The sequence below is a fragment of the Providencia sp. PROV122 genome (assembly GCF_028482365.1).
In the GTDB taxonomy this organism is placed as follows: domain Bacteria; phylum Pseudomonadota; class Gammaproteobacteria; order Enterobacterales; family Enterobacteriaceae; genus Providencia; species Providencia stuartii.
The window spans coordinates 1-26,097 of the sequence record NZ_JAMPQI010000005.1; the positions used below are offsets into that span (position 1 = coordinate 1).

Consider the following 26,097-nt stretch of genomic DNA (forward strand, 5'->3'; position numbering starts at 1 on the left):
TGATTTGAGTTTCAGTAAAACGGGCTTTTTTCATCATGACCTCTGCAATTTTTAGGGCAGAAACTCTAATTATAGCTGTCTTATTTTAGGGGGAGTGGACAATACTGACACAGGTTAGCAAAAAATCTCCAGAGTATATTACTAATAAGCTCGACGACTATATTACTAAATTCTTGGAGAAGAATTTAGTAGGTTCTAATGGATTAGATAAACGTATAGCTACTCGTTTTGCTTTAGCATACGCAAGTGGGATACTCGGTATTAAAACTAAGGTTCTCCCCTTTACTGAGAAGGAGGTTTTTGATGGAATTACACATTGTTATCTGAAAGCTATAGATCAAAATCCTATTAAAAAGGTTGTTTTTAATCAAAAGCTATTAGATACATTGAAAAATCCCTGCAAACCGAAAAAGAGTCTAGTAGACAAGGACGAACTAAATAACTTAGATGTTATTGCTTTAAAAATCAAGGGGGAAGATTATATCACAGTGAATTCATCATTTTTTGATGATAATATTATTGGGAATAAAAAATCTGTGATTCGCCAGTTGGTCTCAGAAGGAAAGTTACTTACTGATGCTCAAGGCAAAAGCACTCGCCAGTGTAAGGTTAATGGTGTGAAATTGAGCCGCCGTTACTGCTTGAAAGTAGATATTGTAAGTTAACTGTTCAATCAGTAAGGTATTATATTAAAGGCCTTCTAGTTATTTCTGGAAGGCCTTTGTTACATTGGCTTTAGGCTATTTGAGTGATATTGATTATATCTGCGCCAAATTTAATAGAGTAGTAGTCTGCTATGAGCGAAATGTGGACACGTTCTATGTAAACCCACGGAGCACCGGTTAGGCACCTTACTGTATTCTTGGTTTAACATTTGTACTCGTCTAACAAACGTTGTGAGACAAAATACACATTACCTTTAGCTCTTGTGCAAGCTACGTATAGCTTATTTAGCGTCGATGGTGCCAAAGTAGACAATCGGTTTTTTGTATAGGCTGTGAATGTGGTCGGGTTTAGGACTATGCAAATGTCAGCGAAATCATCCAAGCCTTTTGTATTTCCCCAATTGTCAGTCCTTCCAACGTACTTGTAGCTTTCTTTAAAAAACAATTTAACGATGGAATCGTCGGAGAATAACCTCTTAATATGTTCAGTATCGTCAATTAGGGCAATATTGACCTCATCTTGTCGATGGGAGCTTATTGTGATGCCAATTTGCTCGGTAACAAATCTGCAAACTGTAGGGCTACATCTATAGCTATGGGAGAGTGTATCTGAGTCGATTGTGTATCCTGAATCTTTGAGCTTGGTAAGATATGCTTCATAGTGGCTATGTAGGTTTTTTTGAATATTACCATCTCTGCTAGTATCAAAAGTATGTTGGAAAAAGTCACCTACGAATAATACTTCTACATCCATTTTCGACAACTGACAAAGTAAATTAAAATCATTGGCTGCGAAATCTTGAACTTCATCTACACAGAAGAAATCAAAATACTTTTCAATACGCTCAGAAATGTCAGACACACCATCACAATCCATCATCATCTTCGCAATACGGTTATGGTAAAGCCGGTCTCCTTGACTGACATAATGTTCATGAGTGTTGCGTTTCGCAAATCTAGGCGGATCACTATAACTAACCCCCTTTATCTTCATGTCGTTACCAACAATTGGTCGCACGCAGAACGATATCAGGAATGAAAAATAAGTGTAAACACGTACACCTTTAGGCATTATTCCAAATTTATTTAGAATACGTTTCTTTAGATTAGTAGTATTATTTACAGTGTAAGTAACAATCAGCGCACGACTATTTATGTCCAATTTATCAATTATATGTTGTGTTTTGCCTGATCCTGCAACTGCTAGTACTACTCGCTTATCCATTCAACGGCCTCTTTAATGTATGGAGGTACAGCGACTTCATTCGCCTTCTCCTCAAGTAACCTAAGCGCTGCAGTAGTTTTGTTATTCAACATATACTGTTGCGGTGTTAATTGTATCCCTCTGCCTGAAAATAAGTCGTCGCAGATTTCTTTATTATCTTGATACATGCATATTTCAAAAGTTGTTCTTGTGTTATCTGTGTCTGAACACACAGTTATACAATCTGCCTGATAATCATGATAATTATCTATACAGTTTTTTTGATAGTCACTGTCGTTATCACGGATCACCGCGGTCCTAATATTCAATAACTTAGAAACTTCCATATATCGTTTAAAGCTAGTACCACCGACTGAGATGATATGAACTCCATCCTCGCTTGGTGGATGGCCTTTAGTTCGCTCGTATAAGCACTCCATCAGAATATATTCTGCATCACCCTCAACAAGAATTACTTTTTCAGAAAGGACATGCTCTAAGATGTTATGATTAGGGGCTTTCGCAAAAAACTTAGCTGTATCCCTCGTAAGGTCTGTCAAGGTAGCTGGTCTGGTTGCTGCACTATTCAGTAAAATCGTCTTTCTTAAATCTAATCTAGAGCTAATTAGACTGCTATGGGTTGCAATTATAACCTGATTATCATGAGACTTCTCTACCTGACTAATTAGCTTATACATGTTAGTGTGGCTGAGGTGGTTCTCAGGTTCTTCTAGTAACAAGACATCAATTCTCTTGCCTTCATCACGTTTTCTCAATGCAAACGCAGTTTTTATAAAGCACTGCTTTCCTTTACCTCGATTTTCAATAGGAATGCCTTCCTCTGTTAGGGTTAGGTCAGTTTCCAAATTGAACTTTGAGCCTGAGCGAATAGCAAAATCGTATCCTTCTAAATTATCATTAATCACATTTAGTTGAGTATCCCTGAAGGCATTTTTTTGCTGTCTATATTCATTCATTAGACTGTAACGGACAGGTTGATCCACAGTCGCTTCATACATGGCTTTTACATACTGACTGTTTGCGTACTCGTTGTTAATTTGAGTGCTATCAATAGACAAAAAGCGCAAAAATTTCCGATAATTCGAGTATGCGTCCCCATTGAATGTAATAAACTTGGCAACGTAAAATTCGAATGGAAAGTTATCACCTTCAGCATCCAAAACTTGCCGTATCTCTGTGCTTAACTCTTCGTTCGGCTCACAGATCAATTGAAGCCCGTCAGCATATGTTCCATCACTATTGTTTCTACCGTTGAGGTCTGGGTTATCTGCTTCGTTCAGAAATAATTCAATATGAAGACTCGGAAGGCGGTCTATATTCTTTTCACCCGCAAGAAACTCTGAAACAACACTGGCATTAAGCAAAGCTTCAATACCCAAGCTCTCTACTTTGCTTCTACTGCCACTCAATACAAGTTCAATAGCTGTCAATATAGTGCTCTTTCCTGCTTCATTATCCCCAACCAGAATGTTTCTTTTGGGATCAAAATAAATCTCATACTCTCGAAATTTCTTAAAGTTTTTTATTTTTGCCTTCAAAATATGCGTCATTATAGTGTTCGCCTAACGATGGAAATTATTAGTTAGAATATTATATAGACTTCATAGTGATAAGAATGCTGTTGCAATCACGAGTTACAACTTTGAAAGGGATAAAGATGAGTCAACATGTAAGGATTTCTTACCTGTTGCTAACACGTTTTGAGGTATAACTGCTCCCCCCGTTGAACAACACTGATGGTTGTTAACTACTTCCGCTTATGGCACAAAACAGACAATTAAATTTAATTGTACACTAATGGTTATTGATCGCGTTATTAACAAACTCTCCCCACCAATCCATCATTGCACGCCTTTGTTCGAGATAAATAGCTCGGTTATATGCGCGTCGCACCTCATTGCTATCGATATGGGCTAAAGCTGCTTCAATCACATCAGGTTGAAATCCATGCTCATTTAATGCAGTTGATGCAATTGAACGGAATCCATGTGCTACAAGGCGACCTGTAAAGCCAGCACGCTTGATAGCCGCATTAACTGTTTGGCTATTCATTGGTTTAGTGTGTGGTGATTTCATACTAGGAAAAATGTGTTCCCTATGACCGCTTATAGGTTTCATAGTTTCTAATATTGCCAATGCTTGAGGAGAGAGAGGAATGATATGCTCTCTTTTCATCTTCATTCTTGCTGGTGGGATAGTCCAAAGCTTATTATCAAGATCGATCTCACACCATGCCGCTTCGGCTGGGCGAGTCATAGTTAATAATTGCCATTGCAGTAAACAATAAGTTTGTCGCTCAATGCTGACTCCTTGGATTGCAGCCATCAATTCAGGAAGCTGATCAGGTTTTAATGCAGGTAAGTTTTTTACAACTGGATTTTCAAAGGCAGCGGTAATTTTTGCAGCAGGGTTAGCATCAAGAAAGCCAACATTCACAGCATAAAACATCACTTCATTAATGCGTTGCGCTACTCGTTTAACTGATTCTAGTTTGCCTTGTGCTTTTAAGGGTTCTAATGCGCTAATAAAATGGCGAGCTTTTAAATCAGTTATTGCTATATCACCAACATGAGGAAGTACATGTAGCTCAAGAGAACGCCAAATATCTTTCAAAGTTGACTCTTGCAAGCTAGATTTACTTTTGATTTCGAACCACTGCTGAGCTATTTTTCAAAAGTATTATTTTTTTCTTCAAATAGGCGTTGTTCTTCAGCTTTTTTGTGTTCTTGTGGATCTATATTTTTAGCTAGAAGCTCCCGTGCGTTTTCACGTTTAAGCCGAGCATCTAAAAGGCTAACTGTAGGATAGCTACCAAAGCTAATAAGCGCTCGTTTCTTGGTTATAGGGCGGTAGTAGTTAAAGCGCCATATTTTTGAGCCAGTTGTTTTGATTAGTAGATATAAGCCATTTCCATCTTGCAGCGTATAATCTTTATCCTTGGGTTTTGCTGATTTAAGCTTGGTATCACTGAGTGGAACTGTTGTACGCGCCATGTAGTTATACGCCTTTTAGTTATACATAGAGAATATAACTAATGATATAACTAAAATTTTTGCTTGTCACTGAACATAACTGACCATTAATACATATAAAAAAAGCCTTCAACTATGAAATTGAAGGCTTTTTTAATCATCACTGAACATCAATGATACTATATTTGGTGGAGCTGGCGGGAGTTGAACCCGAGTCCGTAATTTTTTAATTGATTGATTATGAAAGGGTATTTTTACTAAGTTTCAATCATGTGCACTAGACGTGCACATGGAGGTCTTGGCGTAGGTCTAATGCTGGTGTTATTAACATATTGTCAGTTATATATCTATGAATTATTGTACCATAAATACAAGTAAGCTATAGGCTAGCATTACTTAACTATTTAAAAACCATCTGCTATTGTTATTGATATTATTAATTTACAAGGAAGATCTTGGTTAAAGCCAAGTATGATAAATATATGACCTCAATACCTACTCCATTGATTAATAAAATTAAAAAAGGAAGAGCTGCTCTTTTTCTTGGTTCAGGTGCATTATTTGGTGCAAAATTACAAGAGAATAAAAAAATACCTTTAGGTAATGATTTAAGAAATTTATTGAATGAGGAGTTTTTAGAAGGTGAATTTCCTAATGAATCACTTATGTATGTGTCTGAAATGGCTATATCTTCATATAGCTTGCGAGAGGTTCAGAGGTTTATTTCAGATTATTTTGCAGGTATCAGTCCTGCTGATTTTCACCTTCAGATACCTCTTTTTAGATGGCCTGCTATTTTCTCTACAAATTATGACCGGCTTATTGAAACATGCTATCAGCAGGTAAGTAATAGAGTTCAAGAGCTAAAAACTTTTATTTCTGATGAGCAAGATCTTCAAAAAACAGTATTTTCGGATAGTGATTTACCCTATATAAAACTTCATGGATGTGTAACAAGAACTAATGATGAAAAATTACCATTAATCTTGACTACAGAACAGTATAATGACCATAAGTCGAATAGAGAAGGATTATTCAAATATTTATATGAGCTAGCATATCAGAATTCAATAGTTTTTGTAGGCCATAGTCTTCAAGATTCGAATATTAGGGCAGTTCTACAGCAAGTGCATCAAGAAGCTCCAAATGGAGAAAGGCATTACCTTTTAAAACCAGGCTTAAAGAAAGCTGAAATAGATTTGTGGGCACAAAAAAAGATCACAGCAATAGACTTAAAATTTGCTGATTTCATGGAACAACTTTGCACTGAAATAGATGACAATCATAGAATACTTCCTCTTGCTGTTAGTAATTCATCACACGTCATACAAAAATTCTTTAATAGTCACGTAGAACCAAGTGATGAATTAGTTCAATCGCTTAAAGTTGATTTTCAAGTACTAACGGATTCCATGTCGGTACCTGCTTGTAATGCAATAGATTTTTTTAAGGGAATAGATCAAGATTGGTCTCCTATAGTGGAAAATATAGCAATTCAGCGTTCATTAGCTTATGAAATATTTTCCGATATTATTGAAAAAGCGGAATCAGAAAGAAAAATAAATGTCGATTTCTATGTCATAAAAGGAGAGGCTGGCTCAGGAAAAACTGTTTTACTTCGTCAAATAGCATGGAAAACAATGGAATCAGGAGTTGGGATTTCTATTTGGGTGAATTTTGACAGAAGTTTGGACCCTGATCATATTGAAGAACTGTATCGTAAATCGGGAGAGCGTATATTTATTTTTTGGGATGATGCTGCAAATAATGCAGTTGAAATGACTAAATTTATAGAAGTAGCTATTTTAAAAAAGTTGAAAGTAACTTTAATTACCACTGAGAGACATAATGAATGGAATATGAGGTGCGAAGCATTAGATGAATTAATAACCGACAAGTATTCACTTAAATACTTATCTGAGGATGAAATATCCAAACTTGCAAACTCATTAGAGAAACACGATTCTTTAGGACCTATATTAAGCAAGAAAACTCATGATGAAATATGTTATGAATTGAAAGATAAACATGGGAGACAACTGTTAGTAGCTTTACATGAGGCCACAATGGGAGAGCCTTTTGAAGAGATTATTATTAATGAGTATTCAAATATTTACCCAGAAAATGCTCGTAGTATATATTTAACAGTTTGTGTATTAAATCGATTAAGAGTCCCTGTAAGAGCAGGGTTGATTTCACGGATTCATGATGTCACTTTTGAGGATTTTAGTGAAAAATTTTATAAGCCTTTAGAAAAGGTTGTGATAAGTAAAATTAAAAGTGAACGAGATGTTTATTATTTGGCTAGGCATCCTGAAATCGCTGAAATTGTTTTTAAACGAGTATTGAAAAATAACGAAGATAGATATAATGAGTATGTTTCAATTTTAAGTAAATTGAATATTTCATTCAGTTCAGATAGAGATTCTTATCGTCTTCTAATCAAAGCTAGATCACTTCATGAATTATTTTCTGATTATAATGATGTAAATGCAATATTTATGCATGCTCAAAAAGTATTTGGTGATGATCCATATTTGCTACAACAGATGGCTAATTATGAGCGGTTTAGGCTCAATGGAAGTATTGAAACTGCACTCCAACTCTTGGAGAGAGCTAAAGAAAAGGCTCCTTATGACTCTAGTATATTACATACATTAGCCATATGTTGGCGTGATATATCAGAGAAAGCTTCAGATTCGATTCAAAAAAGTAAAGCAATAAATGAAGCTCGGGGTTACCTTCAGCAAATTGTTAATAAATGGGGAGATAGTCCTCTAGTATCATCCACTTCAATTGAACTTTCAATTCTGGCCCTCAAAAATATTCTTGAACAAGAAGATATTACAGATAAAATAATAAATGAGAGTATTCGAAATGTTCAGCAAGAACTTATTGAGAATAAAAGAAAATTTCCTTCAACAGGCCATACTCACATCCTAGAGGCTTCTTTAGCTAGATTACTTAATGATAATGATGCTGCCTACAAAGCAATGGAGAAAGCATTTGAAGAAAATGATAGAGATCCATATCTTGCTATCAGATTATCAACGATCTTTTTAATTTCTAATAAGGTTACAGAGGCTAAATCTATTTTAGAAAAAGCTTTAGAACGTAGAAGAGCTAATCATAATCTTAATTTTCATTATGCGGAGCTCTTAAGAAATCATATAAATAGTGAACCATCTGAATTAGTTTACTATTATAGACGTGCCTTCACTCCTGGTGATCGTAACTATCAAGCACAATTTTGGTTTGCTAGGTACTCTTACATCTATTCAACTCCAAAAGAACATGAATACTCTAAAGAAATTTTTGAAAATGTACGAAACGGAAAGTTTTCATTTGAAGAGAGACATAAAATAAGAGATATGGATGGGGGAATAGATTCACCAAAAATTCATCAAGGAACTATTATTAGGAAAAGGGAAGGATTTGGATTTATAAATATTGACGGTTATGGCTATGAGTTATTTGTCCCTTCAAAAAGTGTAGTGGGTGATTTGTGGGGAGCAATGAAAGAAGGGGATCGAGTTAGTTTTGTTTTAGCCTTTTCATTCAGTGGCCCTTTTGCTGAAGAGCTTAGGCCAGAGTAATTTTATGAAAAGTCAATAAATAGTAAATATTGATCTGTTTAATGCCCTCCCAATATGTTTTGTGGGCATTAAACATTGTTTTAATTTTATTCAGTATAGTTCTTTAATATTACTAGTTAGGTTTATATCGTACTCTTTAAGGTAGGAGCCATAATGCCTAAACAGCATCTCAGGTCCTTTATGCCCCATTTGTCCTGCTAGCCAAAATAGGTTAGCGCTTTGACTGATATGCCTTGTAGCAAATGTATGCCTAGTTTGATATGGGTTACGATATCGAATACCTGCTTTCTTCAGGGTTGGTACCCATGCTTTTTTCCTGATTGCATCGGCTCCTGCCCAGACTTTATTTGTTTTCGGGTCTTCGAAAATTACACTGTCTTTCATAAACGTGAATTGCTTTTGGTCATTCAGGGCATTCATGGCTTCACTATTCAACTCAACCTTTCTGGTACCAGCTTTAGTTTTGGTTTTCTTAATAACACCGACGACGCTGGCGGATTGCACGTGTGCAGTATTTTCTATGAAATCTATATCACTCCATCTCAATGCACATAATTCAGAGCTTCTTAACCCAGTATTAATGGCGAATTGAAATAAGTTTTTCCATTGCCCATATCTTGCCGCAGCGAGTAGGGCTGAGACTTCTTTAGGTGACAAAGGGTCAACGATATAACTGCTTTTATTGTCACTGTTGTTTGATTGGTATCTTGAAGCGGATACAAGGCTTACTGGGTTAATTGATACAATCCCATCGGTAATGGCTTCATCTAGGGAGCTACGCAAAAATGAGAGCTGATTACGGATGGTTTTTAATACTGTCGTTTGCTTTTGTATCCAGTTTTTTAGGATCGCGGGTGTTAGTGATGAAACATGTAATTGGTGCAAATCAGACAAGGCGCTTTTGCATTTTTTATAACCGCCAATTGTTGAGGGCGATAAATTTCGAGTTTCGCAAATAACTAAATATTCCTCTAAATAGTCAACCACTCTTTTCTCGCGATTATTAACACCAAAAAGCATTAATTTTTTAGAGTTAGGAAAATATTTAGCATAATTAAAAGTGCCTTTTTCAATGTTATTTTGAATTTCAGCGAGCAACCTTTCAGCGTATTTAATGTTTTTATTATCGACAGTTAGTCTAGAGAGCGGCTCTCTACAGAGCGCCCCTCTATAAGTAAACGTGATAACAATAGTTTGGCTGGTTTTGTTGTTACGAACCGTCACCCCTCTTGGTAGTGCGTAGCCTGTTTGTTTTTTCGCGCCCACTTATTCACCTCAGCAATATCAATCCAACGTTCTTTTGAACCTTCAACTTTTAAAACATGTACACCGACTATCCAATATTGCCGCTGTATGCGCTTATTAATGGACTCTGGTGTTTCTCCGTACATATTGCAGTATGCGGAAATAGGCAAACATTCATATAACATAACTTCCTCCTATGTCCGCTTGTTTAATGTCGCAGCGAAATAAATCATAGCCTTCTGTGATATTTTGTTTCATCTTGGTCTTGCCTCATCATTAATAAAATAAGTTGGTCAGCAATGTTGCAGGCATGCTTGATATCAGCTTCAGTACATGGTCTGTTTTTTACACTGGCAGCTAGCTTGCCTAACTTAATATCAAACTCAGTTAATAACTGTTCCTCGGGTTCCCAAGGAGTTAATTGTGGTTGTTTCATGGTGGTTATCCATTGGTTTTGAATAAACCACCACAGTAAGAGAAAATGCAGAATAAAACTGATTATGCTTAATCAATTAGATTGCCGACCACCCTTTGTTGTGCGATTACTGTAGGCTGTATTTCAATTTTGATATGTGCAGGAAAGTCATAAGAAACTTTGCAACGCCTATCCGTTGAAACAAACCCATGTGAACCATCGGGTAGGGTGATTTTGACTTCTTGGTCTTTTTGGTGCTCGTGTCTTAGCATTGGTCTTGCCTCGTTTTTGACATGTCATATTAATGGATAACAGCTGGTGCCGTTGGGTAACCCAGTTGAAGTAACAGCGCTTTTTTTACCAGTGATAGCGTTTGTTCTTCTTGGCGAGTGACTTGTTGAGTCGATGCTGTGGTCCACTCCACACTACATTTATTGTTAGTTTCATCGTGAGTAATGATGACTTCTAATTTCATGGCCATAAAAATATCTCCTGATATGCGCCCATTGCTGGGCGCTAAAGTGATTAACGAACCATCAATGAGCGATCACCGACTTCTAAGTGAGCACCAGGTATTTCAATACCATTTTCGATTGCTTCTTTAATGCGCTTTTTATCAGGGGCAGTAATGGTCTGAACATCCACCAACTCATCGGGCAATGCTGCCTCGTTATCGATGATGACACGCACAACACCCGCGCGAGCCGTAAAGGTATTTTTAGTGGTTTTTAACTTGTCTTTGCCTGATGTTAACAAGCAATCCAATGCATATTTTTTCAGGTTCTTAACCTGATTTTCGAATGACTTTTTACGGTCAGCCAAGCGTTTAGATTCATCATCCAGTGTTTTAGCTTGCCCCTCTAAATTACGGGCATGAAGCATAATTGCATCCAGTTTGTCGCCTAATTCACACTCGATGCCCTCTAAGGTATCTGCGACATCTTCTGCGGTGAATTCACCTGTTTCGACGAGTTGTTGTAATTTGCTGTAGTCAGCAGCCATTGCAATAGTAGTTGTCTTGGTCATTAGTTTGCCTCTTCTTTTTGTTTCAGTTGGTCTAAACACTCTTTTTCAATTTCATTTAGTCGGCGTAGACGGCCGTTTAAATATTTTTCATATTCACTGTCGCCACGTTGTTTGGCCAACTTGGCATGGGTTGAAATTTCACGGGTAAGGGTGGAAGTGATACCCCGTAATTCGTTTGGCGTCACTGCACTGCGCATCGTTTCAGTGTGTCGCGTGAACTTCTCGTCTAACTCTTTGCGAATGCGGGTCGCATCTTCAGCGTTATCGCTGGCGGCTTTGATTTCATACTCGAGCTTATTACTCGCCACATATTCAGGGTTATCATGCATTCCCATAAATACGTCAGAACTAAAGCCCAGCATGGAAAGTGCTTTTTTGATTGAGTCGGTGAGTGATTTTTTTATCACTTCACTGTCCGTCCTTATTCCTTGCTTGGTCTGATAGCGATAAGGTGTGGCACCGTAGCTCTCAAACTCACCACGAGTTTCGCCTTCGATGATGTACCAAAAGCGGATCTTGATTGAGTGATTTTGTTCAAAGAGTAATGTTCCATCCCCATCGCGCAGGAACCTCATTGCAACTTGTTTATGGTGGGCATCGAGTACGGGTTCGACAAGGGGCTTTCCATCAATCATTTTTTCTTCAATGATTTCATAACCCCAGCCTTCACCTATTGGGCCGAAGATTTCAGTCGCACGCATAAACATGTAAGTGCTGTTGATACTGGTACCAACAAAGCCCATGCCATCAAGTGGTTTGGTAAAGCGTGAATCAGTACGTTGAACTCGTTTCCAAATATTGAGGTGGTCATTATTACTATCGATCACTTCATCAATTACTACTGCGCGTTGTTGAAAGTCATCTTGTTCAGTGGCAATTGGCGCAGAAATAACAGGTGTTTCAATAACAACCGGTTCAGGTTCTTTTTCTACTTTAGCCGGTGTGTCTTTCTTCTTACTAGCGCGCTTTGGTTTTTCTGTTTTAGCCGGTTGCTCAGGTGTTTCATCATTAGCCGGCTTGGCATCTAAATTATCAACTGCAAAACGACCACTCCCGAGTGAGGTTACTTTAGGGCTATTGGCACCAAGTTTTGAATCAATAAACGCTTTACGGGCATTAGCATCATCAAATAGTTCGGGCTTTTCGCGTGCTTCTGCCACTAGTGCAAATATGTTCTCGCGAGGGATATCTAGAACGCTAGGGAATGTGCGCAAATCCATTGATACACGTTTCCATGCTTTATCTTCAGCGCTGATGAGTTCTTTTGCTTTGCGAATATCTGCGCTTTTTGCATCGCTTGGTTTAATGTCCAAGAGTGCGAGGGCAATTTCGAGGTCAAGAGCGGCATAATCACGTTTAAGAACAGGCTCATCTTTAACGGGGGGAAGTTCAGGTTCCTCGGTTAACCAACTTTCACCAAGCGCCTTAGCTTCTTCGATAGTGACATTATCGTCAGCATACTCATAAACCGCCTGCGCGATTTCCATTGTGGCTTCGGCATCCATTAATGAAACTTTGGTGATTTCAGCAAGGCCAGTTGCAATATTACGAATTTTAGGTTCTGCTTCTTCGCTTAGGACCTTTAATGTAAAAGTGTATTCCTTATCAGTAATTTGAGTTTTACCAAATAGCAGTAAAGCAGCTACGCGGGGTTTAGTTGCAAGCTTTTTAAATTCTTTATATTTAATGGGTTGCCATTTTTCTCCGTCGAACTCATTTTCAAGTGCAAATTTTTCATCGAACTGATCGAGTGCAGGGCGGGGGGAACCTACAGCATCCTCACAAATAATCGGCTCATCGATATTAAAATTATCCATGGAATCAGGGTAAGCTTCCGATAGCTTAATCATTGCTGTTGCTGCCGCAATTTTAGCATTCGCTGCATTGAAAGCGATGGTTAAAGGTACAGCACCATTGGTTCGAGCCTCGGTCGTAGGCTCAAATACACAGATAAAAGTTGTCATTGGTCTTGCCTCTTAATAAGGGTTTTTTTCGTCAGTTTTAGAAATGGGTTTGCCTTCCAAACAGAGCAGTATCTGGATCTGGTCTTCCAGTAGGCTTGATTTCACCTGCGCATCAGCAAGAATTTTGCTTTGTTCAGCTTTGAGTGAGTCAATCTCTAATTGAACTAGCTCAGTGTTTGACGGAGCAGTAAAGGGAATGTCGATAGTATGCTCGGCAATGACAAAGCCTAAACCAGATTCAATATCATATTTGAATGGATAAGGGCGGTATTTATATGAACCGTCAAATTGTTTCTGAGCATGAATGTAAAGGGTGACACTTAGGGTTTTAGGTTGTGCTTTCATAGCAGCTCCTTTAAAATAACTGTGATCAGTGATTTATCATCGGTCTTGCCTCTTCTAGCGTTTGGTCGCGCTAGTAGAACTCTCGGTTAGCTTTGGTCGGCGACCCGAGGTAAAGGAACCCACTTCGGTGGGTTTTTTTACGTGTGTAAATCAATACTCGTCTTTCCGAGTTGTCTGGTCTTGCCTCTGGCTTTGGTCTAACTGTTTCCCTGGTGTGGGCTAATTTTTAAGTCTGAACACTTATCTAAACACTTGCTGTGTTTGTATTAATGAAATGAATATTAGCAGCGCTATTTTTAATTATCAATAGCATTGCTAATTATTTTGAGCAAAAAAATGCCGCTAATATTAGCGGCGGTATTTAACTGTTTGTTTTAGTTAAGCAAAATCAACCATTTTTATTGGAAGAGATTTTATAACTTTACCTATTACACGCAAGTCGTGCATCTCAGACTCTTCGATATAAAAGGTTTCATAGGCAGGATTATCTGATTTGACCGCAAGTTTTCGCCCTTTAACGCGTTGTAGTCGTTTAATGAATAGAGAATTTTCAAAACTAAACACATAAACGCCATCCCCATCAAAGAAGTCGCTATGTGTATCGACAAAGACAACATCTCTAGGATTAATTGCAGGGGACATACTGTCACCACTGATATTAATCATCTCAATGCCTTTCAGACTTTTACGACCAAATAACTCAAAAACTTTTTCAGAAGAGAACTCGATAGATTTTATGGTATCTGGGAAGTCATTGTTAATAAAACCACCCGGGCCTGCTTTCGCATATATATCCATTAATCTCAATGTGTTGTGATCATTTCTAACCGATTGTTGCGGCTGAGCTATCTCAACATTTCGATTTGTTGACCTGACGTAGTCGAGTAAAATTTTTAATTCAGGGTTGATATCTTCAGGATCAACGCGAAGTAAAGCCGCAAATTTTAATGTGGTATCTGTATTTAAGGCGGTACGGCCATTTAGGTACTGACTAACCGCTCCTTGTGTAGCAAAACCAAGTGCCTCCGCGGCTTTTTCTTGAGTTAAGCCGAGAGATTCACGTTTGCTTTCCCAGATATTGCGTAAATTCTGGGCTGCTACCTTGTCAGATTCGGAAATTTTTCTGTTCATACCGTCTAGTTTATTTGTATTACTAATATTTTTCTAATAGCGTTGCTATTGATCTATTTAATTAGCATTGCTAATATTGCATTGTTAAGTTAAAAAGGAGCTAACAAATGAAATTAAATATCTACCTAAAGCAACAGCAAATTAGCCAGTCTGAGTTTGCTCAGGCAGTTGGCGTGACACAGGGCTACATTAGCCAAGTCATTGCAGGGAATTACATTCCAAAGGGACGCAAAGCTATTGAGTGGGCATCCAAAACAAATTGGCTAGTGACCCCACATGATTTGAACCCGATAGATTATCCAAACCCTTACGATGGCTTACCTAACGAGCCATCAGTATTACAGCTATCAGATTAAAAAACTGATTATTCATAATCAATTTTGCGACAGGAGACGCAGAGATGAGCTTTGATATCGATATTGTCCGCTCTGAAATTGAGAGCTGGGCGACAGAACATGGTCAAGAGCACGTAGCGATTGAGATAAGCCGCGCGTATTTGCAGATCACGCGAGACAAATCACAGAGCCGCTTACATGTGATTGAAGATGAACGAGGCCAAGCGGATTGGAAAGCAATTAACAATAACCGACAGCAGATATTTCGTTGGTTGCGAGGCGATTCGAACGCAGCAATGAAAAAATTAGCAGAGCTGATGCCTGCAATTGAGATGGCGTTGCCAGCTTCGAGGTTAGCTCGAGTACGTGGTGACACTAAAAATTATTTAGCATCAGTGGCCATACAGCGATTTGCAGAAGCTATGACCGAAATTTTATTAGAGGGGCGTGACATGTCACACCGAATAAATAATGCCGTTAACGCACTCAATGCAATATCACGCCCGACCAGCGTGCACTAATTCAAGAGGCAAGACCAATGCTAAGAACGACGGAATTGATTACCTACTGTAATGGTTTTTTATTGAATGGAAAGCCAGCAGACAGAAAACAAATTGAAGATATTTTCGAGGGAAGAAGGGCAGTAGCACTCAATATTGCCATGCAGTACAAACAACAAAAACAAAAGCTGCTTTTAAAGGAACTGACGCCCGAGCAGTACCAGAACGCTTGCCGTGATATCGCGAAAGCGCTGGGGGTGTGAAATGAGACCATCAGATTTGTTGCTCGATTTTGGGCGGCCAGTGGCTTACTACCCTGGTCTAGTTAAACGCTTTGGTAGCGTCAATGCGGTGATATTTTTCAGCCAGATATTTTATTGGCAGGATAAAACTGATTCCGAATTAGGGGTCTATAAGTCTTCTGAGGATATTACGGCCGAAACGGGGTTAAGCTATCGCGAGCAACTCACGGCAAGAAAACATCTTGTGAAACGTGGGATTTTAATTGAAACGGATAGGCGTCTAGAACACAAAATATATTACCGTATAGATTGCGAGCAACTTGACCAAATTATGACACAACCTATTGATAATCTCCCAAATGCGCAAAGCGCAATCGGGGAAAGTCACTATGGGGATTTGGCGAAACAACAAAATGAACGGCCGCCACAAGACAAATTCGACGGTGGCGGTGAAACAAATCCGCAGTTCGATCCTACAGAGATTACAACAGAGAATACTACAGAGAATATAAACCCTTCTTGTCCGGTTGTTTCACAACCCGACCAAAACACGAATGATAATTCGTTTGTGGCTCGCCACCCTGATGCCGTTGTGTTCAGTGCAAAGAAACGGCAATGGGGAACATCGGATGATTTGCTTTGTGCGCAGTGGATATCCAAACGGGTGACTGAACTTTACGAAAATGCATCTGCATCTGATGACGATATCAATCCACCAAAAGAACCAAACTGGGCGTTATGGGCCAATGATGTACGGTTAATGCGCACCATTGACGGCAGAACGCACAGGCAGATTTGCCGGTTGTTTGATAGAGCAAACAAGGACCCATTTTGGTGCAAAAATATTCTTAGCCCAAGCACACTTCGAAAACAGTGGGACAAACTGGTATTAAAATTTGCTGAAATTCCACAGGGTGAAGATTGCTCGCTAGCACAAGCTCACTGGAATAGCCCTGAAGCATGGGAGAACACACTATGAAAAGTCTTCTCTTCGCAATTGAAAACAGAGATAGCAAAAAATTATCAAGCCTAATTCAGCCAATCAATAAACCCGTTGGCATCAATGAGCATGCGGAAAAGTTGGTTGATATGCTGTTTGATAACTTAGTGCAAATTTTCCCAGCGGCAAAGCATACTGTGTTTTCAAACCAAGACGATATTTCAGCAACTAAACGGCAATGGGTGCTGGCGTTTATCGAAAATGGCATAACATCTGTTGAGCAATTGAAAGCAGGAATGAGTGTGGCTAGGCAGCAAGAGTCTGATTTTTTTCCCTCCTGTGGCAAATTTATCAGTTGGTGCCGCGAGGGAATGATGCAAGCTATGGGCCTACCTTCAGTTTGTGAGGTCATGGCTGAAATGAAACGCTATAGCAACATGGAGTGGCGATATCCATCCGTTGAGGCATTCCCTTGGAAATCCCCGATTATGTATTGGATTGTACCTGAAGCAAGACGACGAATGACGCAGTATAACTTGTCGGATAAAGAAATTGGGGAATCGATCAAGAAGCAGCTAATAGCTTATTACAACCAAATTCAGGAGGGCAAACCAATCCCACCAATCAAACCTTTAATCGGTCGAGCAAAAAGAGGTGTATCTACATCAGAGCTCATTGATAAAGAGGGTAAATATCGACTGATAGGTCAGCAAGCATTAAAGGAAATTAGGGCTAAAATTTTATATCGGGATAGTTAATTAGTTATTGGCTGAATATATTGTATATAGTGAAACCTAAATCAAATAAAAGTGATGAAAAATGAAATATAAACCGATGGCCAAAGAGTTCGTTTTGCTGGATGTGGAAAAAATCAATGGCTATTTATGCGCTATTGAATCATTGAATAGAGAGCCGAATGTTGCCCCTGAGTATGAATGCACTTATGTTGAAGAGAAAACGACTTTACTTAGCTCAGTTCAGTCAGTAATTGTTCGCCATAGCGATAAGCACCCCATTGAGGATTGGCATGTTTCGTTAGATCAAATCAGCGAAAACGACATGATTAAGATAGTGGAAGAATGGTTTTTTCAGCTAGGTATTGCTGCAAAGCATTCGGATTTACTAAAAAATTTAGTCGTTGGCTTTAGGGATTTAATTCAGCCATACACGATTGGTTCTTCAATATACAGGGTGAATATATCCCCACCAATTTGGTATGCAATACGATGGGACATTTTTGTGATCCATTCTAGGCATGGTTCTCTTTTATTTGAATTTAATTTTAGTGATTGAAATGTTTGTGGGCAGTTGTACTAAAACTAAATATAGTATATAACGCGGTTCATTAATAATAGTATTTGAATTTGCGAGGAGAAAATATGTTAAGTCCCGAAGAAATAGTTAAATTTTCCGCTATTCTGGTGGCAATAATTGGGGCATGTACAACTATCTCAGTGTTATTTTTTAAAGGAATAACTAATTTTTTTTGGGAGAAGTATTTTTATAAATATAAATTACATTCTGATCATAGCTATGAGCAACAAAAAAAATAAAAGAAGCAATATCTAAACATAAGGTTCCATTGCTAGACAGTGCTGAGGCATTAAATTATAGAATCTGGAATTTTACTGATAATGCAGATAAAGGATGGTTAAAACAGGAATATGCTACAGGAGCGAATAACGGATATTATACTCATTCATTTGCTTATAGGTTTTTAAGTTTGTATGCGTGGTCTAGAAAAGTAGAGCTAGAGTTAGTATACATGGATAGCACATTAGCAGAACAAGATGACTTAGACTTTGTTAAGTATATAAAAGTGATAAAGCACATTGTTTGTGATGCATCAATCTTTGGAAAGCAATATGATTGTGAAAATGATAAAGACCATTTTTTCAAAGGGGACCTTAATGCATTAGCTGACATGTTAATAACAGAAAAAGGTATAGTTTCATATGATGAATTTAAAAAAATGGATGGTAAATTTAGTAAGATATATAATTTTTTGTATGAAATCGATGAAGGTAAAAAATGTAACAAATGGTATATACTTAATATTCTTCATTACACATTGATTATATTTTTATCACGCTATGGGTATGATTACCAGAGAACATCTTCTGAAAAAATATTAAATTTGAAAAGCAAAACGGAAGGTAATCCATATTTGTTTAAGTTGAAACCTATCTATAATAATTACTGTTTATCTCATTGCTTGGAAGTAGGAAGAATTACTAATATTTTATTTCCTGAAAATGAAATCACGCTTTATAAAAAGGTTGTTCCTATTATAAAATACCATCAATGGGATGATAAATAACAGTTAAATAATAAGGATGGTATTATGGTTAACGAAGTATATAAATACGTTCCTCCTGAGCGTATGGATATTTTAAAATCAAAAAGAATTTGTTTTTCTAAAAAAGAACAACTAAATGATAGTTTTGAATTTGAGCTAGAATTCAAGATTTGTGGCGATGAAGGCAAAGATCTTGATTATATGATAGCTCAGTTTTGTTCATCCCCTGATTTGGAAGAACAAAAAAATATGCTGATGAAAGCAAAGGAAATACAAGAATTTCAACTGAACAGAAAATTTTCTTTTGAAGAGTACCTATATTACTTGTCAGAGAATAATCCAGAAATAAATGAAAGGATTAAAGGGTACATTAAAGCTACTAAGCATTTATATTCATTAGGAGTAATTGATAATTTATGTGTTCTATCCCTAACAAATCGATGGGATAGTAATTATATGTGGGGACATTATGCTAGTTCATCTAAAGGGTTCATGATTGGTTTTGACAAGAAGCATGCATTTTTTGATAGAAGAGTTAGTAAAGATGATATGTTAAGGTCATTACATAATGTTATTTATCATGATGAACCTCCGGTTGTATATATAAACAATACCTTAAATAAAGAAGGTACAGTAAGTAACCATATGTTTTATAATAAACATACGGATCATAAGCAAGAGGAAGAATGTAGAATTATTGATTCTATTGATAATGCATCATTTGTTACAGAAACTGGTTATCATCTATTTGATATTCCGAAAGGGTTAATAACTTCAATAACGTTAGGTCATAATACGAAGCAAGAAGATGAAGAAGAAATAAAAAATTTAATTATGAATGATGATTTTTTTGAAGGAACTCAATTATTTAAAGCATCTCCAGACTCAAAAAACAGAAAAATTGATAGATATCCGTTAATAGATTAATTGTATAAAAAAGAGTGCCATAATCTAGATATATCGTCTTCTGTATATTAGTATAAGCAATCATTGGTCTGAACACCCAATCTTAACACTTGCTGTGTCTACTGAGAGAAACGTATGGCACAGCATAGCTTTATCAAAATGTCTAACGACACTCTTGTACCAGCTAATCCAGCGGCAAGGGATTTTTTGCATTCCAAAATCAAGTGTGGTGATGTGCTTTCGGCTGATTTCAAGAAAGCTCGCAACCCACGTTTCCACCGTAAATACTTCGCTTTACTCAATCTAGGGTATGAATACTGGGAACCAACTGGTGGTACCATTTCGCCTGAAGAAAAAGAGTTGATACGTGGTTACGTTAAATTCCTTGCTTACTACACCGATAACGATGACGCCCTCCAATCTGCTGCTGATGTTTATCTCGATGAGATAGCACAGAAACGAGCTCACAATATTTCAGCAACCAAATCCTTTGATGCTTTCCGCTATTGGGTTGTAGAGCAGTCTGGCCATTATGAAACCTTTGAAATGCCAGACGGTAGCCTACGCCGTGTAGTCAAATCAATCAGCTTTGCCAAAATGGATGACCTAGCCTTTGGCGAACTCTATAAATCAACCCTCGATGTGCTCTGGAACTTCATTCTATTCCGTAAATTTCCCACCCAAGAAGCTGCTGAAAATGTGGCGGCTCAGTTATTAGATTTTACCTAGAGGCAAGACCAATGACTAAATCAAAGACCAAAGAAGATAAACAATGGCTATCAGATGTAGCCGAACTTGGCTGTATTTGTTGCCGTAATATGGGGTATGGAGCAAGTCTCGCGGAAATTCATCATGTAAGAACGGGGCAGGGCATTGCTCAACGGGCTAGTCATAAAGATGTCTTACCGTTATGTCCACTTCACCACCGTGCTAGTTATGGTACCGGCTTTCATGCGGCACCCAAAACATGGCAAGAAATTCATGGTACCGAAATTGAGTTATTAGAACAAACGAAAAGAGAAGTAATGGAGCTGCGCGCATGTCGAGTATAAAAAACATTTCTGATGGACTTGTACTTGATGCTGAGCAAGAAGCTTGGTTACAAGGTTGGCTATCCAAATTCGGTGCTTGGGTTTACAGCGGTAGATTAGAGAAACGCCAAAGCAGTATCATCGCTGAATTTATGGCTACTGTAGAAAAGCGTGATTATCCAGAAAGGGAAATGTGTAATGACGATGACGGAATGTTAATCACCAAGGTGGTCGATAAAATTTATCATATAGACCGAGTCGCATTCACATTATTGTTATTACGCTATGCTTTTGTGAGCTCCGATCGTGCCATTGCTCGTTATTATTATGGTATTGCACAGCCACGCCAGATGGTTCGCAGAAATCGCACGCTTGAATATCGAAAGCCCTCAATGGCCACATGTCGCCGTGAGGTAAAAGAAATTATCCGTTCTGCCGAGTATTTAATTTATCCACATCTCTATAATGCATTTAAAATACGCGATAATGAGTGGAAAAAGAAAAATAATAGTAAGAACGTGTTGACTTCCTTGATCCAATGAGCCACTATTTCAAGGTAAGTTGCCATTTTAGTAACTTCACCAACTAACCCAGCCAATGCGCTGGGTTTTTTGTTTGTATGTATTTAAGTGGTGTTATTCAGTACAAGAAAATTCGACTTTGGGTATCGTCGTTATCCTTAAGAAATCTTGACTGCTTTGACTTTTTTTGATGTACATTACATCTGTTGTTTTGACAGTAATAAAGATTTTACTAATGTTGTCAGGTTGGGGCGTTGTAAATTTTTCAGGGATATTGAGGGATTTAATTTCATCAGTTAAGTAGCATCTATATTCATTTCCAAGCCCTGATGCTTTTATTTGAAAAGTACTTTGTAAAATTATTGGTGTTAATAGCATTATTCCTGAAATTAATAACACAATGGAACTATTTAGATTATCTTTAAAGAAAGTCATTAAAAGCATTATAACTAAAAAGGTAATGCCATATAAATATATAATATTAGAAAACTCTTCACTGCTTGCAGATGATATTAGTATTAGAGAGAATAATATTAAAAAATAAATAAATAAAACTATAATGGTGGAAATGGTAAAAAGAAATAATTTAGATAATGGAATGTCTGATACTTTTCTTAGTGTTATATAAGAAGGGAGGACTAGTAAGGATGTTACAATAAGAAACGTGGGTGTTAATTTAGGGCTGTTAGTGATAATAAGATAGATAAATAAAGAAAGTGATAGATATATAACCAGTTTGGCTACATCATTAACTTTTTTCTTGAAGCCAGTTTGTTTGAAGATTGTTTCATTTTTTAGTGCTAAAAAAAAGCATAGGCCAACATAAAAAATAATAATAATACTTGATATAATTGAAATCACACCAATAGTAGTTATTATTTTAATGCTTATTAAGTCCATAAGTTGTATTTTATTGTTTTTACAATATAGAAAAAGAGATAGAACGCCATATATAACAGGTAAATACATCAAAGGTTTCCTGATTTTTTGTAATGGTTCAAATATTTTTACTATTTTTATCAAGTATCTGTTTAGCTCATAAAATACAATGCTTTTCATAATTAGTCCTAGAGTATTGAATTTTTCTATACTATCAAATTTAACTTAAATAATGGAACACTCCGTAGGGGGTGAAATCATGCGTATGGATAAATATAGCAACGCAGCCTACGGCAGTGCTGGGCTTACAGCATTCTTTGCAAGCCTGTCGCTTTATGAATGGGGCTTTATTATCGGGATGGCGTTCAGCATCATCCTTGGTCTCGCGACCTTTTTCATGAATCGACGAGAACAGAGAAAGCGAACTCGATTATTTGAAGAACTGGTTAACAAAACCGACCCTCTAAACCCTTCAGCTACTGCACGAAAAGCCGCCGAACTTATGGCGAAAGCGCCTAAGGATATCTAATGTCACTCAAACAAAAACTAACTGTGCTTGTTGGCGCAGGGGCTTCGGCTATCGCTTTAACGGTGATTGCACATTTTGAAGGTATTAGATATGAACCTTATGAAGATGTGGGAGGGGTTTTAACAGTTTGCTATGGGCATACGGGAAAGGACATTGTTCCCAACAAAGTTTATTCAAAAGAAGAATGCAACGAGCTGTTAGAGCTGGATTTTATGAGAACTAAACTGCAAGTAGATCGCCTGGTTAAAGTTCCTGTTGATGAATATACAAAAGCAGCGCTTTATTCATTTGCATTTAATGTTGGTACCAGCGCATTTGCTAAGTCGACAATGTTGAAAAGGCTAAATGTAGGTGACCAATACGGTGCTTGTGAAGAACTAAAAAAATGGGTTTACGCTGGTGGTAAGGTATGGCGTGGGCTAGTTAATCGTAGAGAGGCGGAGGCGGCCATATGTCATGGAAACCTATAGTGGTTGTAATTTTCTTTATGCTACTTGCGATATCAATGATTGTATTTGGTGCCTACAGACTCACAGAAAACACATGCAGTATTGATAAAGTCAGTTTAGAAAAGCGCTGCCAGAAAGCCATCGATCATTATAAAGGTCAGCAAGTTAATTTTTAATCTTCTATATGGTAATCGCCATGAATACAGTCAGAGTCGCGTTATTTATCGCAGCGTGGGTAGGCATATGGGGAATGTGGAAGCAACATGAGAGAATAGGTGAGCTAAACACCAAGAATGCCGCATTACTCGTCGAGCTGACAGAGCAAGTCAAAATCAATGAGGCTTATCAAGAACGAATTCAATCACTTCATAAACTCGATACTAAACATATTCAGGAACTAGCCAATGCAAAAAATGAAATTGATAAGTTGCGTATTGCTGCTGAGCGTAATCCTGAGCGGGTGTACATCAAAGCCAGTTGTAAAAAAGCCAAAAGCATTACCGCCACCGGCTTGGATGATGCAATCACCGCCAGACCTACTGACTCCGCTATCCGAAATTATTGGTTACTCAGACAACGAATCGCAGAGTCCAAGCAAATGATACTTGGATTGCAGGATTACATTAGAACGGAGTGTTTACGTTAATACCAATCGGTAAATGTTCTTGCAAAAAAAATTAAACTTATGAAGGTAAGGGCGCTTAATAAGTAGATGGAAAACTTTAAAAAAAGTGTCGTTATATCTGGTTGTTTTTTATCTTTACTAATAATGAATAGGATGCAGATAAGGATAGGGATAGATATGAGTAAGAGCGCAATGGGGTAAGTATACATATATATTGATACAGCTCTCTTTGTGATGGAATTCTTATCAAATAGTAAAATATATCCTTAACAAAAAAAAGCCTACACAGCAGTAGGCTAAAAGATGTTGCTTTATACAATTGAATATCTCTTTAAACATAGTCGGTATTTCAAAGTATGCAAAATGATTTCTAAGAATTTAAATTTATAGTCGATTAAGTGAACAATGAGCCTCTATTTTGGCGCTTTTTAGTAGCCAGATATTGGATAGGTCTCACAGCAGCCTTTAGCCTGGTATGATCAGTCATTGATAATTTGAAATATCTGGATTCACATCTACCCTTTAAATACCCATAATTAATGTAAATGATTGTACGAAAGTGGTATGAAAAACAGAAGTCAACAATTACTAAATGATTCAGCACTCTTAGATGTAAGAATTAGATATTTAGTCAAATTTATACAAAGTAGAGTATTTAATAAACTATCAGATAGTGAAAAAAGATTGTTTGAGTCACAACTTTATTCAATGAAAGCGTTGTCATCTATATTAAAAATGAGAGTAGATATAGTAAATGATGGAAAATAACTATACATAATAGCCAGCCTATACGAGTTTTTATAAGGGAGGTATGAGAAAATACGCAGTAAAAACAAAGAAAAGCCCCAGTTTAGGGGCGAAATAAAACGAAGCAATAATTTGAATACACTATCAGCATAGATGATTAGCAAAGTTTTCACATGAATTAAGTGTAAGCAAATACGGAAAAGAAAATACAGAATTGAGTGTCGTTAAATGTCCAGAGAAACACTAGAAGAATAAATATAACCTCTAGTGTTTTAGACATGAGAGTAGATTTTTTACTGAGCTGCTCTTTGTATTGCCTCTCCGCCAGCCTCTATGTCTTCACCAACACCTTTAGTGGTGTTACAGGCAGTTAATGTGAAAGCAACAGCTAATGAGCAGATGAGGAAACTGATTTTTTTCAACATATTTTCTTCCTTTTAGTGTGAAGTTATAAGTTACAAAAGATCACTTTTAATTATAGCAGAACAATTTGATTACCATTTTTATCTGCATAGAGCTGTAATACTAGTATTAAGCCATCATGTTTATGTGGGATTGGTGTGGCTTGCGGTACCTGACAAATGAAAATGAGCTGCTATATTTTAAGTGTTAATACTTGTTTTGGTGACTAATCAACATTAGCAATAAAGGGTACACTCTATGATATTAAAAGAGCTATTTATCCGCATGCTTTATGTTTTCCAATACTTTGTAATTGGTTTTCTCTTATTATTAACATCAATAGCCATACCAAATTGGTTAGGCAAGGCATCAGTCTTTTTTGTAGGGTAGAATTTAGTAAGTGGGTAGTGTTTAGGGAGGCTGCTATGGCAGGTAGTGAAGGGGACGAAATTAAATATTTACCATGGACAGGTGCGGCTTTGAAAGTAGCTTTGATAATGACAGTCGAAGCTATGAAGTTAACGCCTGAAGAGGCAGAAAAGAAAAATATTACTGTTGTAGTTGGTCCGTATGCTCGCCCATATAAGGAAATAATGGACATAGCTGAAGAATATGGTGAAAAAGAAATTCCTAAATCAATGAGAGATGCTACTCCAGAAACAAAATAAAAAAGAATTCACAATAACCCGCCTAGAGCGGGTTTTTTATTGGGGAAATAGCTAATCAGAACGTTTATTTCTACAAGTAGACTTTCTAATGAGCTAAGGAGATAAAGATGATGGCTAAACCGGATTGGGGGACGCTACAGCAACAGTTCCTCACCGAACATGCTAAATCAGGAATATCCCCTAAAGAGTGGTGTGAAGACCAGAGACTTAATTACGCAACTGCTCGACGATATATTAAAAGGCCAGCTGCGCAATCTGCGCAAAAAACTGCGCAAAAGAAATTGCGCACTGCGCACGATAAAGAATGCGCAAAAAAGTCTATATGTAATAGCGCAATACCAACTGCGCAGAGTAGAGAGCAAGATAATGCGCACAATGATGAAAATACCTTTGATGTGCGAAACTACGGGCTTAATGACTCACAAGTCAAATTCGTCAAT

The 26,097-nt window shown here is 37.4% G+C and carries 33 protein-coding genes and 2 pseudogenes; 21 read left to right on the forward strand and 14 right to left on the reverse strand.

From position 1 onward, the window contains the following. Nucleotides 1-173 precede the first annotated feature (173 nt). The gene (locus PSE69_RS04725) at nt 174-665 is read left to right on the forward strand and encodes a hypothetical protein (RefSeq protein WP_121875007.1); all 492 of its coding nucleotides are present in this window, start codon (nt 174-176) and stop codon (nt 663-665) included. A gap of 202 nt (nt 666-867) precedes the next feature. Here PSE69_RS04725 and PSE69_RS04730 read toward each other — a convergent pair whose 3' ends face one another. From PSE69_RS04730 to PSE69_RS04740, 3 genes and pseudogenes are all read right to left on the reverse strand, one after another. Then, nucleotides 868-1,890 carry an AAA family ATPase gene (locus PSE69_RS04730; RefSeq protein ID WP_121875006.1) on the reverse strand — a complete coding sequence of 341 codons (1,023 nt, stop codon included), beginning with the start codon at nt 1,888-1,890 and terminating at the stop codon, nt 868-870. After that, nucleotides 1,875-3,440 carry an ATP-dependent nuclease gene (locus PSE69_RS04735; protein WP_121875005.1) on the reverse strand — a complete coding sequence of 522 codons (1,566 nt, stop codon included), beginning with the start codon at nt 3,438-3,440 and terminating at the stop codon, nt 1,875-1,877. Before PSE69_RS04735 ends, PSE69_RS04730 begins: the two co-directional genes overlap by 16 nt. A gap of 244 nt (nt 3,441-3,684) precedes the next feature. Beyond that, a pseudogene (locus tag PSE69_RS04740) lies at nt 3,685-4,883 on the reverse strand (integrase domain-containing protein). A gap of 461 nt (nt 4,884-5,344) precedes the next feature. On the opposite strand from PSE69_RS04740, the gene PSE69_RS04745 reads away from it, so the two are divergent. Then, the gene (locus PSE69_RS04745; RefSeq protein WP_272675069.1) at nt 5,345-8,458 is read left to right on the forward strand and encodes a P-loop NTPase; all 3,114 of its coding nucleotides are present in this window, start codon (nt 5,345-5,347) and stop codon (nt 8,456-8,458) included. Between the two features lie 90 nt (nt 8,459-8,548). Here the strand turns inward: PSE69_RS04745 and PSE69_RS04750 are convergent, their stop codons facing one another. The 9 genes from PSE69_RS04750 to PSE69_RS04790 form a co-directional block, all read right to left on the reverse strand. Continuing rightward, nucleotides 8,549-9,724 (reverse strand): site-specific integrase, encoded by a 1,176-nt coding sequence (locus tag PSE69_RS04750; protein ID WP_272675071.1) that lies wholly within the window; start codon nt 9,722-9,724, stop codon nt 8,549-8,551. After that, complete coding sequence (locus PSE69_RS04755) at nt 9,679-9,888, reverse strand: excisionase (protein ID WP_068445436.1); 210 nt, start codon at nt 9,886-9,888, stop codon at nt 9,679-9,681. The genes PSE69_RS04750 and PSE69_RS04755 overlap by 46 nt, the downstream gene beginning before the upstream one ends. Before the next feature lie 44 nt (nt 9,889-9,932). Then, a complete protein-coding gene (locus PSE69_RS04760) occupies nt 9,933-10,139 on the reverse strand; it encodes a hypothetical protein (RefSeq protein ID WP_272675072.1) in 207 nt (68 codons plus the stop codon). A 68-nt stretch (nt 10,140-10,207) separates the two neighbouring features. Further along, a complete protein-coding gene (locus PSE69_RS04765; RefSeq protein ID WP_272675075.1) occupies nt 10,208-10,390 on the reverse strand; it encodes a hypothetical protein in 183 nt (60 codons plus the stop codon). 29 nt (nt 10,391-10,419) lie between these two features. After that, the gene (locus PSE69_RS04770; protein ID WP_096863384.1) at nt 10,420-10,599 is read right to left on the reverse strand and encodes a hypothetical protein; all 180 of its coding nucleotides are present in this window, start codon (nt 10,597-10,599) and stop codon (nt 10,420-10,422) included. Nucleotides 10,600-10,643: 44 nt separating this feature from the next. Continuing rightward, nucleotides 10,644-11,144, reverse strand: coding sequence for a siphovirus Gp157 family protein (locus PSE69_RS04775; RefSeq protein WP_272675077.1), 501 nt, complete (start codon nt 11,142-11,144; stop codon nt 10,644-10,646). After that, on the reverse strand, nt 11,144-13,108 hold the full coding sequence (locus tag PSE69_RS04780) for a hypothetical protein (protein WP_272675078.1): 1,965 nt from the start codon (nt 13,106-13,108) through the stop codon (nt 11,144-11,146). Before PSE69_RS04780 ends, PSE69_RS04775 begins: the two co-directional genes overlap by 1 nt. A gap of 12 nt (nt 13,109-13,120) precedes the next feature. Beyond that, nucleotides 13,121-13,453, reverse strand: coding sequence for a hypothetical protein (locus PSE69_RS04785; protein ID WP_272675079.1), 333 nt, complete (start codon nt 13,451-13,453; stop codon nt 13,121-13,123). A gap of 378 nt (nt 13,454-13,831) precedes the next feature. Beyond that, entirely contained in the window at nt 13,832-14,584 is a 753-nt protein-coding gene (locus tag PSE69_RS04790; protein WP_125892427.1) for a LexA family transcriptional regulator, read from the reverse strand. A 107-nt stretch (nt 14,585-14,691) separates the two neighbouring features. Here PSE69_RS04790 and PSE69_RS04795 point away from each other — a divergent pair, with 107 nt between their 5' ends. From PSE69_RS04795 to PSE69_RS04850, 12 genes are all read left to right on the forward strand, one after another. After that, nucleotides 14,692-14,940 carry a helix-turn-helix domain-containing protein gene (locus PSE69_RS04795; protein ID WP_125892425.1) on the forward strand — a complete coding sequence of 83 codons (249 nt, stop codon included), beginning with the start codon at nt 14,692-14,694 and terminating at the stop codon, nt 14,938-14,940. 44 nt (nt 14,941-14,984) lie between these two features. Continuing rightward, complete coding sequence (locus PSE69_RS04800) at nt 14,985-15,440, forward strand: toxin YdaT family protein (RefSeq protein WP_272675082.1); 456 nt, start codon at nt 14,985-14,987, stop codon at nt 15,438-15,440. Nucleotides 15,441-15,457: 17 nt separating this feature from the next. Further along, on the forward strand, nt 15,458-15,682 hold the full coding sequence (locus PSE69_RS04805; protein ID WP_272675084.1) for a hypothetical protein: 225 nt from the start codon (nt 15,458-15,460) through the stop codon (nt 15,680-15,682). A 1-nt stretch (nt 15,683) separates the two neighbouring features. Then, nucleotides 15,684-16,640, forward strand: a complete 957-nt coding sequence (locus PSE69_RS04810) for a hypothetical protein (protein WP_272675087.1) — start codon at nt 15,684-15,686, stop codon at nt 16,638-16,640. Then, nucleotides 16,637-17,359 carry a replication protein P gene (locus PSE69_RS04815; RefSeq protein ID WP_272675088.1) on the forward strand — a complete coding sequence of 241 codons (723 nt, stop codon included), beginning with the start codon at nt 16,637-16,639 and terminating at the stop codon, nt 17,357-17,359. The genes PSE69_RS04810 and PSE69_RS04815 overlap by 4 nt, the downstream gene beginning before the upstream one ends. A 61-nt stretch (nt 17,360-17,420) precedes the next feature. Further along, on the forward strand, nt 17,421-17,894 hold the full coding sequence (locus PSE69_RS04820) for a hypothetical protein (RefSeq protein WP_272675089.1): 474 nt from the start codon (nt 17,421-17,423) through the stop codon (nt 17,892-17,894). An 86-nt stretch (nt 17,895-17,980) separates the two neighbouring features. After that, nucleotides 17,981-18,154 carry a hypothetical protein gene (locus PSE69_RS04825; RefSeq protein WP_272675090.1) on the forward strand — a complete coding sequence of 58 codons (174 nt, stop codon included), beginning with the start codon at nt 17,981-17,983 and terminating at the stop codon, nt 18,152-18,154. Nucleotides 18,155-18,183: 29 nt separating this feature from the next. Beyond that, nucleotides 18,184-18,921, forward strand: a complete 738-nt coding sequence (locus tag PSE69_RS04830; protein WP_272675091.1) for a hypothetical protein — start codon at nt 18,184-18,186, stop codon at nt 18,919-18,921. Nucleotides 18,922-18,945: 24 nt separating this feature from the next. Then, nucleotides 18,946-19,827, forward strand: a complete 882-nt coding sequence (locus PSE69_RS04835) for a DUF2971 domain-containing protein (RefSeq protein ID WP_272675092.1) — start codon at nt 18,946-18,948, stop codon at nt 19,825-19,827. A gap of 114 nt (nt 19,828-19,941) precedes the next feature. Further along, on the forward strand, nt 19,942-20,535 hold the full coding sequence (locus PSE69_RS04840; RefSeq protein WP_272675093.1) for a DUF1367 family protein: 594 nt from the start codon (nt 19,942-19,944) through the stop codon (nt 20,533-20,535). A gap of 11 nt (nt 20,536-20,546) precedes the next feature. Then, nucleotides 20,547-20,858, forward strand: a complete 312-nt coding sequence (locus PSE69_RS04845; RefSeq protein ID WP_272675094.1) for a Ref family recombination enhancement nuclease — start codon at nt 20,547-20,549, stop codon at nt 20,856-20,858. Next, the gene (locus tag PSE69_RS04850; RefSeq protein ID WP_042844810.1) at nt 20,846-21,379 is read left to right on the forward strand and encodes an antiterminator Q family protein; all 534 of its coding nucleotides are present in this window, start codon (nt 20,846-20,848) and stop codon (nt 21,377-21,379) included. The genes PSE69_RS04845 and PSE69_RS04850 overlap by 13 nt, the downstream gene beginning before the upstream one ends. Before the next feature lie 93 nt (nt 21,380-21,472). Here PSE69_RS04850 and PSE69_RS04855 read toward each other — a convergent pair whose 3' ends face one another. Beyond that, on the reverse strand, nt 21,473-22,417 hold the full coding sequence (locus tag PSE69_RS04855) for a hypothetical protein (RefSeq protein ID WP_238563339.1): 945 nt from the start codon (nt 22,415-22,417) through the stop codon (nt 21,473-21,475). 79 nt (nt 22,418-22,496) lie between these two features. Between PSE69_RS04855 and PSE69_RS04860 the strand changes: the two genes are divergently transcribed. The 5 genes from PSE69_RS04860 (at nt 22,497) to PSE69_RS19845 (ending at nt 24,608) form a co-directional block, all read left to right on the forward strand. Then, nucleotides 22,497-22,766: an HP1 family phage holin gene (locus PSE69_RS04860; protein ID WP_004918813.1), complete on the forward strand. Its 270-nt coding sequence runs from the start codon at nt 22,497-22,499 to the stop codon at nt 22,764-22,766. Next, nucleotides 22,766-23,236, forward strand: coding sequence for a lysozyme (locus PSE69_RS04865; RefSeq protein ID WP_272675097.1), 471 nt, complete (start codon nt 22,766-22,768; stop codon nt 23,234-23,236). The genes PSE69_RS04860 and PSE69_RS04865 overlap by 1 nt, the downstream gene beginning before the upstream one ends. Next, nucleotides 23,218-23,391: a hypothetical protein gene (locus tag PSE69_RS04870; RefSeq protein ID WP_272675098.1), complete on the forward strand. Its 174-nt coding sequence runs from the start codon at nt 23,218-23,220 to the stop codon at nt 23,389-23,391. The genes PSE69_RS04865 and PSE69_RS04870 overlap by 19 nt, the downstream gene beginning before the upstream one ends. A gap of 20 nt (nt 23,392-23,411) precedes the next feature. Further along, on the forward strand, nt 23,412-23,861 hold the full coding sequence (locus PSE69_RS04875) for a lysis protein (protein WP_434093494.1): 450 nt from the start codon (nt 23,412-23,414) through the stop codon (nt 23,859-23,861). Between the two features lie 543 nt (nt 23,862-24,404). After that, nucleotides 24,405-24,608 carry a crAss001_48 related protein gene (locus PSE69_RS19845; RefSeq protein WP_434093495.1) on the forward strand — a complete coding sequence of 68 codons (204 nt, stop codon included), beginning with the start codon at nt 24,405-24,407 and terminating at the stop codon, nt 24,606-24,608. A gap of 272 nt (nt 24,609-24,880) precedes the next feature. Here PSE69_RS19845 and PSE69_RS04880 read toward each other — a convergent pair whose 3' ends face one another. Then, nucleotides 24,881-25,012: an entericidin A/B family lipoprotein gene (locus PSE69_RS04880; protein ID WP_048607741.1), complete on the reverse strand. Its 132-nt coding sequence runs from the start codon at nt 25,010-25,012 to the stop codon at nt 24,881-24,883. Nucleotides 25,013-25,414: 402 nt separating this feature from the next. Between PSE69_RS04880 and PSE69_RS04885 the strand changes: the two genes are divergently transcribed. Further along, nucleotides 25,415-25,657 carry a hypothetical protein gene (locus PSE69_RS04885; protein WP_272675099.1) on the forward strand — a complete coding sequence of 81 codons (243 nt, stop codon included), beginning with the start codon at nt 25,415-25,417 and terminating at the stop codon, nt 25,655-25,657. Nucleotides 25,658-25,767: 110 nt separating this feature from the next. Further along, a pseudogene (locus PSE69_RS04890) lies at nt 25,768-26,097 on the forward strand (terminase small subunit); the annotation flags it as partial.